A 12560-nucleotide genomic window follows, 5' to 3' on the forward strand; every position below is an offset into this window, starting at 1 on the left:
ACCCCATGACTAGAAGATTCTTCTAGCCATGGGGTGTTTTCTCTATAGGAGGGCTAGGTTATACTCTTCGAAAATCTCTTTAAACCAGGTCAGCTTCGCCTTATCTACAACCTCAAAGCTGTGCTTTGAGCAGCCTGTGGCTAACTTCCTAGTTTACTCTTTGATTTTCATTGAGTGTTAGTTCTTTTTCTTGTTTTTTATCAACCATCCAAGTCCGAGCAGGGCAAGGATACTGAATCCAGCAAGGGCAAGGAGGGATTTACTCTCAGTTCCTGTGTTTGGAAGGAGGTTTTGAGAGTGAGCCTCTGCAGCAGTTTCTTGAGTTTCAGGATTGGCTGCTAGGTTTTGATCTTGTTCTTGTTCGACTTTCAAGCTAGAAAGATCAAATTCTGGCTTTTCTTCCACAGCTGGGGCGACAATGGCGCCACCTTGAGACAAGCGGAGAACAACAGCAGTGAGAGCGTTCAATTTCAAGCCTTTTTCAGTCCATTCAAGGCCTTGAGGTTTAGCGATTCCTACTGGTCCTGCTTGATTTTCATCAGCCAAGACTTCGGCCTTTCTCAAGTGAGCAAAGGCAGTTCCCAAGTTGAATTCACGAGCCTTATCATCTGCATTGACAAAGACAGCGTAGATATCTCCATTTGGAGCGGTGATTTGGTAGCCGATGACCACGTCTTCTTTTTCAACACCATTTTGGCCTGGGACAGTAATGAGTTGGACGCGCTCTTTGATATCTTGTAGACTCTTGAGTCGGAAGGCGTCTGTAGATTGACGAAGAGCGATCAATCCTTTCATGTAGTCACGACTCTTGACATTTTCAGGATATGCTTTGCTATCGGTAGCCTTGGTCCAATCAAACTTGTTGACAGCATCACTAGAGTCGTAAGAATCATGGATAAAGTAAGGATAGACAAACGGCTTGCCGTCCTTATCACGCAATAAGTGAGATTTGTGTGGAGCCTTATCCTCTGGAACAGGAGTCTTGTAGGCTGGATCTAGGAATTGTTTGGTACGTCCGTATTCCTGACCGGAATGGATAAACGGAGTCCCCTGAGCAGTCAAGACCATGAGGTTTCCAAGTCGTAAACGGCGATGGATTTCAGCATAGTTCTCAGCCTTGCTTGGGTCTTTTTTGATAGACTGGGCAATGATGTCAAAGAGGGTCAAGTTATCATGGGCTGCAATATACTGGATCACATCTCCAGGACTGTCAGCTTCAAAGTTGGTTGGTTGGGCAATGAGATTTTTAAAGATGGTATTGATATCTCGTTTGCCACCTGTGATAAAGGCAGGCTTGCCTTCGTTTGGATAGCCAGACTTGAGGTTGTTGCGGATGTCGTCTGAAAAGACAGCAACAGTATCTGTTTTCTTCATCCAATCTTGGTCAGCAGGTTGTACAGGCGTATTTTCATCACCAGTATAGGTTCTCCAGCCTTCACCTAACATGATAAGATTTGGATTGAGGGTGCGTGCAGCCTTGTAAGCTTCTTCGATAGAAGCCGCATCGTGGTCACCCATCATATCAAAGCGGAAACCATCTACTTTGTAAGTTTCAACCAGATACTTGATAGAGTCTACCAAGACACGTTTAGACATGTAGTGGGTAGTTCCCAAACGGCCGCCTCCAAAGCTAGTACGGGGAGTTCCGTCTGCGTCCATAAAGTGATAGTAGTTTGGCTCAATATCCTCAAAAATGTCAACATTGGCAGTATGGTTGTAGACCACATCCAAGATGGCACCCATGCCACGTTTGTGGATTTCGTTGATGAGGTTTTTGAATTCGGAAATACGTTTTTCTGGATTCTTGGGATCGCTTGAGTACATACCAGTCAAGGAGAAGTAGTTTTGAGGGTCATATCCCCAGTTGTAGTTGCTGTTGCTTGAAGCGTAGGCAGACAAACGCTCATGGTTTTTCAATTCATTGACAAAGTAGTAAGACAGGACTGGAAGGAGCTGGATATGAGTCACACCCAAGTCTTTGAGATAGTCTAGTTTTTCGATAAAGGCTTCAAAGGTACCAAATGGTTTGGTCAAGTCTTTTGCGATGGCAGGATCCGAAGTGAAGTCACGCACATGAGCTTCATAGATAACCGCATCTTCACGCGATTTGAAGTTACGAATCTTCCCATAGGTCAAGTCTTGCGGACCTAACTTCGCTGGATCGACAAAGGCAGCTTTAGCGACCTTATGAGCGACATCTGTTTTTGCTAGGTCACTGTTCCAAGCCGCTAATGATTTGGCATAAGGGTCAAGAACGAGGACAGTTTTACCTTGGCGCTCGATTTGGTAGTGGTAGTAATAGCCAGTGTAGTTGCTGATACCGAGACCAGAGTTTGCATCCAGAGTTTGTTTCCAGGTGCCTTTTTCTCCTTTTTCAAGTGCGATAGTTCCAACTACTTTTTCAGGATCTTTCTTGTCATATACGACAACAGAAACCTTATCAGCGCTTGGAGACCAGAGGGTGAGGTCAACGCGCTTGCCATCTTCTTTTAGAGTTGCGCCGAGTGGACCATCGTAACTGTAGGACTCATCCTTGAGGCGCCAGCTTGAACGTGTGGTAAAGCGGTCTGAATTATAGCTGACAGTGTAAGGGTGTTGGGTGTCAGAGAAGTCGCCGATATAGATCACTTTTTTACCTGCCTCATCCACTTCCACGTCTGTGATAGCTACTTTATTCCCTTGGTAATCAGTGATGCTGGAGTGTTTGAGGATGTCGTCTTTCTTAGCTCCAACGAGGGTAGAAAAACTGCTTTCGATACGAGATTTAGCCACGTGTTGGGCTCCAGTCATGCGGATATCGTGCACATAGTAGGGGTTAGTATAGATGGTTTCGTCATCATCTTTGAGGAAGATTTGACTGTGATTTTTTAGATCAGTAAATTTATAGTCTTCTTTTCTGATTTTCACATCATCGCCTTTCTTGCTTTCGTCTAGTAATAAAAATCCAAATTCTCTTGCGGCTTCATTGAGTGGGATATCAATGTAACGGCCATATTTTCCAGTTGCGGTAAAGTCAGTACCGTCAGGCCATTCTCCACTGCTTGGGTTTTTAACATCGCCCCAATACCAGAGAGATTTTTTGTCATAGTTGCCATCGGTGCGATAGTAGTTGACACGAATAGTTCCTGCTGGTTGAGGGCGGTAGTTGTATACCTTGTAGTTTTCATCTAGCCAAGCCTCATTCATTTTTGGAGATAGGCGCTCTACTGAACGGTCTCCGGTAAGGTTATCCCCCTTGGTATTGTTGATAAGGAAGCTGACTTTCTTGGCTTGCTCATTTTTGAGTTTGACATCTAGATAATAGCCATAGTCATCTTTCTTGGCATCCTTAAAGGACTTGGCACCATTGGGCCAGTTTTCAGACGGCTTTTCAACATCATCCCAAGTCCAAAGACCTTGAGATTCTTTGTTTTCTTCAGGGAGTTTTTTTACATGGATGCGGAAGTGGTTGTCTGCGATGGGTTCTTCAGAGGATGTATCAGCTTGTGGTTTTTGATCTGAAGTTGGTGTCGAAGTGCTGGCATTTACTTTCTCTTCCTTGCTGTTAGCCTGCCTTGCAGTAGCATCTTCTGTTTTAGGTGTTTCTGGTGCCGTAGTAGTTTCCGCAGCTGGAGCTTCCTTCTTAGAATCAAGGGAAGCGTTTGCATTCTTTTGTTCAGAAATAGGCGTTTCCTTTTGAGTTTGACTCGTTTCAGTCTCAGTAGGGGCCTTGGTCACAGCGCTGGTATTTTCCTGAGTTTGAGGAAGGTTTTCGTTGGCCGAAATAGTTGGCATTGCAGCAGAAAGCAAGACAATGCTAGCACCAATAAGGACAGAACCAGTTCCGTTCTTCAAGGAACGGATACCATAAATCATTTTTTTCTCAGTTTGAGATGGGATCTTTTTCATCACAATTCTCCTTGTGTAGTTGTTCCCTATCAGTATAGCACGAGGTAAACATTAGTGCAAGCGTTTTCCTAACTTTTAAGAGAAAATATAATGCTTCATTCTCTTGAAATTTTAAAACAATATATAGGAAAAGATTGTTTAAAAAATAGTAAAAAAACCTTGAAAAATCTAGCTAAATAAGGTATAATAAGAATAATCATTTGTCGTAGGTTTTGTCTGAAATATTGTCCAGACAAGGCTCACAGCAGTTAAATCTTCTGAAAAAGTCAGATTTAGCTGCTCTTTTTGTGCTTTTTTTTCAGGTTTTTGAGTGCTTGTAACAAAGATTTAAAGATTCTGAAAATTCATCAGAAGGACATGGTGATAAGGTTTTTATAACCATATGACGATTAGAAAAGCCTGATTGATAAGGCTTGGAACTTATTTACAAAGGAGAATCATCTTGGCAGGACATGACGTTCAATACGGGAAACATCGTACCCGTCGTAGTTTTTCAAGAATCAAAGAAGTTCTTGACTTACCAAATTTGATTGAAATTCAAACAGATTCATTCAAAGCTTTCCTAGACCATGGTCTTAAGGAAGTGTTTGAAGATGTATTGCCAATTTCAAACTTCACAGACACAATGGAGTTGGAATTTGTTGGCTATGAAATCAAGGAACCCAAGTACACGCTCGAAGAAGCACGTATCCATGATGCTAGTTACTCAGCACCAATTTTTGTAACCTTCCGCTTGATCAATAAAGAAACAGGCGAAATCAAGACACAAGAAGTCTTCTTTGGTGATTTCCCAATCATGACCGAAATGGGTACTTTCATCATCAATGGTGGTGAACGTATCATCGTATCTCAGTTGGTCCGCTCACCAGGTGTTTATTTTAATGACAAAGTTGATAAAAACGGTAAAGTGGGTTACGGTTCAACTGTTATCCCTAACCGTGGAGCTTGGTTGGAACTTGAAAGCGACTCAAAAGACATCGCTTATACTCGTATCGACCGTACGCGTAAAATTCCGTTTACGACCTTGGTTCGTGCGCTTGGTTTCTCAGGTGATGATGAAATCTTTGATATCTTTGGTGATAGTGAGTTGGTTCGCAATACTGTTGAAAAAGATATCCACAAGAACCCAATGGACTCTCGTACCGACGAAGCCTTGAAAGAAATTTACGAACGCCTTCGTCCAGGTGAACCTAAGACTGCTGAAAGCTCACGTAGCTTGCTTGTGGCACGTTTCTTCGACCCACGCCGCTACGATTTGGCAGCTGTTGGTCGTTATAAGATCAATAAAAAACTCAACGTTAAAACACGCTTGCTCAACCAAACCATTGCGGAGCCATTGGTAGACCCTGAAACTGGTGAAATCTTGGTAGAAGCTGGTACCGTTATGACTCGTAGCGTGATCGAGAGTATCGAGAATCACTTGGATGGCGACTTGAACAAGATCGTTTATATTCCAAACGATGCAGCTGTTCTGACAGAACCAGTTGTGCTTCAAAAATTCAAGGTTGTTGCCCCAACGGACCCAGACCGTGTCGTAACCATCATCGGGAATGCCAATCCTGACGACAAGGTTCGTGTTGTAACTCCTGCGGATATCCTTGCAGAGATGAGCTACTTCCTCAACTTGGCGGAAGGTATCGGACGTGTGGATGATATCGACCACCTTGGAAACCGTCGTATCCGTGCAGTTGGTGAATTGCTTGCCAACCAAGTACGTCTTGGACTTTCTCGTATGGAACGTAATGTCCGTGAACGCATGTCTGTTCAGGACAATGAAGTTTTAACACCACAACAAATTATCAATATCCGTCCTGTAACAGCTGCAGTTAAAGAATTCTTTGGTTCATCACAGTTGTCACAGTTCATGGACCAACACAACCCACTTTCTGAGTTATCTCACAAACGCCGTTTGTCAGCCTTGGGACCTGGTGGTTTGACACGTGACCGTGCTGGATATGAAGTCCGTGACGTGCATTACACTCACTATGGTCGTATGTGTCCAATCGAGACACCTGAAGGACCTAACATCGGTTTGATCAATAACTTGTCATCTTACGGGCACTTGAACAAATATGGTTTTGTTCAAACACCATACCGTAAGGTTGACCGTGAAACAGGTGTTGTTACCAACGAAATCGTTTGGTTGACAGCCGATGAAGAAGATGAATTTACTGTAGCACAGGCTAACTCTCGCCTCAACGAAGATGGTACTTTTGCTGAGAAAGTTGTCATGGGACGTCACCAAGGGGTCAACCAAGAGTATCCAGCAGAAGTGGTTGACTACATGGACGTGTCACCAAAACAGGTAGTTGCCGTTGCGACTGCATGTATTCCTTTCTTGGAAAACGATGACTCCAACCGTGCCCTTATGGGTGCCAACATGCAACGTCAGGCTGTGCCATTGATTGATCCAAAAGCTCCTTACGTTGGTACTGGTATGGAGTATCAAGCAGCCCATGACTCTGGAGCGGCTGTGATTGCTCAGTATGATGGTAAAGTTACATACGCAGATGCTGACAAGGTAGAAGTACGCCGTGAAGATGGTTCACTAGATGTTTACCATATCCAAAAATTCCGCCGTTCGAACTCAGGTACTGCTTATAACCAACGTACACTTGTTAAGGTTGGCGATGTCGTTGAAAAAGGCGACTTTATCGCTGATGGACCTTCTATGGAAAAAGGGGAAATGGCGCTTGGACAAAACCCAATTGTTGCCTACATGACATGGGAAGGTTACAACTTTGAGGATGCCGTTATCATGAGCGAACGCTTGGTGAAAGATGATGTCTACACATCTGTCCACCTCGAAGAATATGAATCAGAAACGCGCGATACAAAGCTTGGGCCTGAAGAAATTACTCGTGAAATTCCAAACGTTGGGGAAGATGCTCTTAAAGACCTTGACGAAATGGGTATTATCCGTATCGGTGCTGAGGTTAAAGAAGGGGACATCCTTGTAGGTAAAGTCACACCTAAGGGTGAGAAAGACCTTTCAGCTGAAGAACGTCTCTTGCACGCTATCTTCGGAGACAAGTCTCGTGAAGTGCGTGACACTTCTCTTCGTGTACCTCACGGTGCCGACGGTGTCGTTCGTGATGTTAAGATCTTTACACGTGCAAATGGAGATGAGTTGCAATCAGGTGTTAACATGCTGGTTCGCGTCTACATCGCTCAAAAACGTAAGATCAAGGTCGGAGATAAGATGGCCGGACGTCACGGAAACAAAGGGGTTGTCTCTCGTATCGTTCCTGTAGAAGACATGCCTTACCTTCCAGATGGAACTCCAGTCGATATCATGTTGAACCCACTTGGGGTGCCATCACGTATGAATATCGGTCAGGTTATGGAGCTTCACCTTGGTATGGCAGCTCGTACTCTTGGTATCCACATCGCAACGCCAGTCTTTGACGGAGCAAGTTCTGAAGACCTTTGGTCAACCGTTAAAGAAGCAGGTATGGATAGCGATGCTAAGACGATTCTTTACGATGGACGTACAGGTGAGCCGTTTGACAACCGTGTATCAGTTGGTGTCATGTACATGATCAAACTCCACCACATGGTTGATGATAAATTGCACGCGCGTTCAGTCGGACCATACTCAACCGTTACCCAACAACCACTCGGAGGTAAAGCTCAGTTTGGTGGACAACGTTTCGGTGAGATGGAAGTTTGGGCTCTTGAAGCCTACGGTGCGTCAAATGTTCTCCAAGAAATCTTGACTTACAAGTCTGACGATATCAACGGACGTTTGAAAGCTTATGAAGCTATTACAAAAGGAAAACCAATTCCAAAACCAGGTGTTCCAGAATCCTTCCGAGTTCTTGTGAAAGAATTACAATCTCTTGGTCTTGACATGCGTGTCCTTGACGAAGATGATCAAGAAGTGGAACTTCGTGACTTGGATGAAGGAATGGACGAAGATGTCATCCACGTAGATGACCTTGAAAAAGCCCGCGAAAAAGCAGCCCAAGATGCAAAAGCAGCATTTGAAGCTGAAGAAACTGCAAAAGCGGAAGCAACAGAAGAAGCTGCTGAACAAGAATAAGCAGTTCACTTAGAATAGAAAGGGAAGAAATAGTGGTTGATGTAAATCGTTTTAAAAGTATGCAAATCACCCTAGCTTCTCCAAGCAAAGTCCGTTCATGGTCTTATGGAGAAGTCAAAAAACCTGAAACAATCAATTACCGTACGTTGAAACCAGAACGTGAAGGACTCTTTGACGAAGTCATCTTCGGTCCTACAAAGGACTGGGAATGTGCTTGTGGTAAGTACAAACGCATTCGTTACAGAGGGATTGTTTGTGACCGCTGTGGGGTTGAAGTAACGCGTACGAAAGTTCGTCGTGAGCGTATGGGGCACATCGAGTTGAAAGCTCCTGTATCTCACATCTGGTACTTCAAGGGGATTCCAAGCCGTATGGGCTTGACCCTTGATATGAGTCCTCGTGCCCTCGAGGAAGTTATCTACTTTGCGGCTTATGTGGTGATTGATCCTAAGGATACACCACTTGAGCACAAGTCTATCATGACAGAGCGCGAATACCGTGAGCGCTTGCGTGAGTACGGTTATGGATCATTCGTTGCCAAGATGGGTGCCGAAGCTATCCAAGACCTCTTGAAACAAGTAGATCTTGAAAAAGAAATTGCTGAACTCAAAGAAGAGTTGAAAACAGCTACTGGACAAAAACGTGTCAAAGCCATCCGCCGTTTGGATGTTTTGGATGCCTTTTACAAGTCTGGAAACAAACCTGAATGGATGATTCTCAACATCCTTCCGGTTATTCCACCAGACCTTCGTCCAATGTTGCAGTTGGATGGTGGTCGTTTTGCCTCATCTGACTTGAATGACCTTTACCGTCGTGTTATCAATCGTAACAACCGTTTGGCCCGTTTGCTTGAGTTGAATGCACCAGGTATCATCGTTCAAAATGAGAAGCGTATGCTTCAAGAAGCGGTTGACGCTTTGATTGACAACGGTCGTCGTGGTCGTCCGATCACAGGACCAGGTAGCCGTCCACTGAAATCATTGAGCCACATGCTCAAAGGTAAACAAGGACGCTTCCGTCAAAACTTGCTCGGTAAACGTGTTGACTTCTCAGGACGTTCCGTTATCGCCGTTGGTCCAACTCTTAAGATGTACCAATGTGGTGTGCCACGTGAAATGGCGATCGAGCTCTTTAAACCATTCGTCATGCGTGAAATCGTTGCCCGCGACATCGTGCAAAACGTCAAAGCAGCTAAACGCTTGGTGGAACGTGGAGATGAACGTATCTGGGATATCCTCGAAGAAGTAATCAAAGAACACCCAGTGCTTTTGAACCGCGCACCGACCCTTCACCGTTTGGGTATCCAAGCCTTTGAACCTGTCTTGATTGACGGTAAGGCCCTTCGCTTGCACCCACTTGTCTGTGAAGCCTACAATGCCGACTTTGACGGGGACCAAATGGCCATCCACGTACCGCTTTCAGAAGAAGCTCAAGCAGAAGCTCGTATCCTCATGCTTGCTGCTGAGCATATCCTAAACCCGAAAGATGGTAAACCAGTTGTTACTCCATCTCAGGACATGGTTTTGGGTAACTACTACTTGACCATGGAAGAAGCTGGTCGTGAAGGGGAAGGAATGGTCTTCAAAGACCGTGACGAAGCGGTTATGGCTTACCGTAATGGTTATGTTCACCTCCACTCACGTGTTGGTATTGCAACAGATAGCCTCAACAAACCATGGACAGAAGAGCAAAAACACAAGGTCTTGTTGACAACTGTTGGTAAAATCCTCTTCAATGACATCATGCCAGAGGGTCTGCCTTACTTGCAAGAACCAACAAATGCTAACTTAACAGAAGGTGTTCCAGCTAAATACTTCTTGCCACTAGGTGGAGATATCAAGGAAGCAATCAGCAATCTTGAACTTAACCCTCCGTTCAAGAAGAAAAACCTTGGAAATATCATCGCTGAAATCTTCAAACGTTTCCGTACGACAGAAACTTCTGCCCTACTTGACCGCATGAAGAACCTCGGTTATCACCACTCAACTCTTGCAGGTTTGACAGTGGGTATTGCCGATATCCCAGTTGTTGAAGACAAGGCTGAAATCATCGAAGAATCACACAAACGTGTAGAACAAATCACCAAACAATTCCGTCGTGGTATGATTACGGACGATGAGCGCTACAACGCTGTTACAGCTGAATGGCGTGCAGCTCGTGAAAAATTGGAGAAACGCTTGGTTGCCAACCAAGATCCGAAGAACCCAATCGTTATGATGATGGATTCTGGAGCTCGTGGTAACATCTCAAACTTCTCACAGCTTGCCGGTATGCGTGGCCTGATGGCCGCTCCGAATGGACGTATCATGGAATTGCCAATCCTTTCAAACTTCCGCGAAGGTTTGTCAGTACTCGAAATGTTCTTCTCAACTCACGGTGCCCGTAAAGGTATGACCGATACGGCCCTTAAGACAGCCGACTCAGGTTACTTGACTCGTCGTTTGGTTGATGTTGCCCAAGACGTTATCATCCGTGAGGACGACTGTGGAACAGACCGTGGTCTCTTGATCCGTTCTATCGCAGAAGGAAAAGAGATGATCGAGTCTCTCGAAGAGCGTCTCAATGGTCGTTACACTAAGAAAACTGTTAAACATCCAGAAACTGGTGCAGTGATCATCGGTCCAAATGAGTTGATTACAGAAGACAAGGCGCGTGAAATTGTCAATGCTGGTGTGGAAGAAGTCACTATCCGCTCTGTATTTACATGTAACACTCGTCATGGTGTCTGCCGTCACTGTTACGGTATCAACTTGGCGACCGGTGATGCGGTTGAAGTTGGTGAAGCAGTTGGTACAATCGCTGCCCAATCTATCGGGGAACCTGGTACACAGCTTACAATGCGTACCTTCCACACGGGTGGGGTTGCCTCAAATACCGATATCACTCAGGGTCTTCCTCGTGTCCAAGAAATCTTTGAAGCCCGCAATCCGAAAGGGGAAGCGGTCATCACTGAAGTCAAGGGTGAGGTTACAGCCATCGAAGAAGATGCTTCAACTCGTACTAAGAAAGTCTTTGTTAAGGGTGAAACTGGCGAAGGTGAATACGTGGTACCATTTACAGCCCGTATGCGTGTCGAAGTTGGAGATCAAGTCTCTCGTGGTGCAGCTCTTACAGAAGGTTCTATCCAACCGAAACGTCTCCTTGCTGTTCGTGATGTCTTGTCAGTTGAAACCTACCTTCTTGGTGAAGTACAAAAAGTCTACCGTAGCCAAGGGGTAGAAATCGGTGACAAACACATCGAGGTAATGGTTCGTCAAATGATCCGTAAAGTTCGTGTCATGGATCCAGGTGATACAGACCTTCTCATGGGTACCCTCATGGATATCAACGACTTTACAGATGCCAACAAAGATGTTCTTATCGCAGGTGGAGTTCCAGCGACAGGTCGCCCAGTTCTTATGGGAATCACCAAAGCCTCACTTGAAACAAACAGTTTCTTGTCAGCGGCTTCCTTCCAGGAAACAACTCGTGTCCTTACAGATGCTGCCATCCGTGGTAAGAAAGACCATCTCCTTGGGCTTAAGGAAAATGTTATCATCGGTAAGATCATCCCAGCTGGTACTGGTATGGCTCGCTACCGTAACCTTGAACCACAAGCCATCAATGAAGCAGAATATCTGGCTCCAGAACAAGAAGAGACAGAAAATGCTCCAGTAGACGAAACTGTGGAAATCCAAGTTGAAGAAACAGTAGAATAAAAGCAAACAAGAGAACCTTTGGGTTCTCTTTTGTTTCACTCTTCTGTCTATTGGGGTTAGGTGAGCACGACGCAATATCTCTCAAATCGCTTCAACCATTTTTTATAGTTCATTTTCAAAAAGTAAAAAAATGTCGGATAGGGGTCTGTCAGAACTTAAAAATAATCCTCGCCAATAATTTTCCATTTTTGTCAGTTGAGCGTTAAAATAGGACATTTGAGAAGAGGGGAGGGGTTTTATCTTTCTTGCAGAGTATAATTATGTATACGAAGGGGGTACTGAAAATGATAAAATCAATTCGCATCTTATTGTTACTGGCTTTGATCCAGATTAGTCTGAGTAGCTGCTTGCTGTGGAAGGGATCCATCTTAACCTTAAAGCAGTCAAGCGCTTATTTTCTAGTGTTTATCGTATTGGCATCAGGTCTGTGTGCGGGCATGAATTTCTTTTATACTCGAGATCAGGATGTTCATAGCATTATAAATAGTCAGAAAAAAGTGAAACTATTTTATAGTACCTTGTTGGTCTTAAACCTAGTAGGTGTCTGTCTGGTGTTGTCGGAGACTATTTTAACACAGACAGCTTTTCAGCAAGAGCTGGTAGATCTTTTCTTGCCTTCCTTCTTTTTCTTGTTTGGCATTGATTTACTTGTCTTTTTGCCGTTTGAAAAATACAGCCGAGATTTGGGAGCAACTCTCAATAAGAAAAAAACAGTTGTCCTGACAGTTCTGGCAACCTTGCTGTTCTTGAGAAATCCAATGACAGTTTTATCCATTGTTTTTTATGTCGGTTTGGGATTCATTTTTGCTCGGTTTTTATTTCCAAAATCCATGAGAAGAGAATTTTCCTTTTACGGGCATGTAATCCGAGATATTTTACTTGTTAGCGCCATGTGTATATTCTTTTAAAAATACTTTTCTATCAATAAA

At 44.3% G+C, this 12560-nt stretch carries 4 protein-coding genes; 3 read left to right on the forward strand and 1 reads right to left on the reverse strand.

The annotated features are described in order from the left end of the window. Positions 1–177: 177 nt before the first annotated feature. Positions 178–3888 carry a pullulanase gene (locus tag ACVBD2_RS01490; RefSeq protein WP_461685913.1) on the reverse strand — a complete coding sequence of 1237 codons (3711 nt, stop codon included), beginning with the start codon at positions 3886–3888 and terminating at the stop codon, positions 178–180. Positions 3889–4330: 442 nt separating this feature from the next. Here ACVBD2_RS01490 and rpoB point away from each other — a divergent pair, with 442 nt between their 5' ends. From rpoB to ACVBD2_RS01505, 3 genes are all read left to right on the forward strand, one after another. Next, positions 4331–7933, forward strand: coding sequence for a DNA-directed RNA polymerase subunit beta (gene rpoB / locus ACVBD2_RS01495; RefSeq protein ID WP_461685914.1), 3603 nt, complete (start codon positions 4331–4333; stop codon positions 7931–7933). 32 nt (positions 7934–7965) lie between these two features. Next, entirely contained in the window at positions 7966–11631 is a 3666-nt protein-coding gene (gene rpoC / locus ACVBD2_RS01500; RefSeq protein ID WP_461685915.1) for a DNA-directed RNA polymerase subunit beta', read from the forward strand. Positions 11632–11915: 284 nt separating this feature from the next. Further along, positions 11916–12539: a hypothetical protein gene (locus ACVBD2_RS01505; protein ID WP_461685916.1), complete on the forward strand. Its 624-nt coding sequence runs from the start codon at positions 11916–11918 to the stop codon at positions 12537–12539. Positions 12540–12560 lie beyond the last annotated feature (21 nt).

The sequence above is a fragment of the Streptococcus sp. KHUD_018 genome (genome assembly GCF_054861215.1).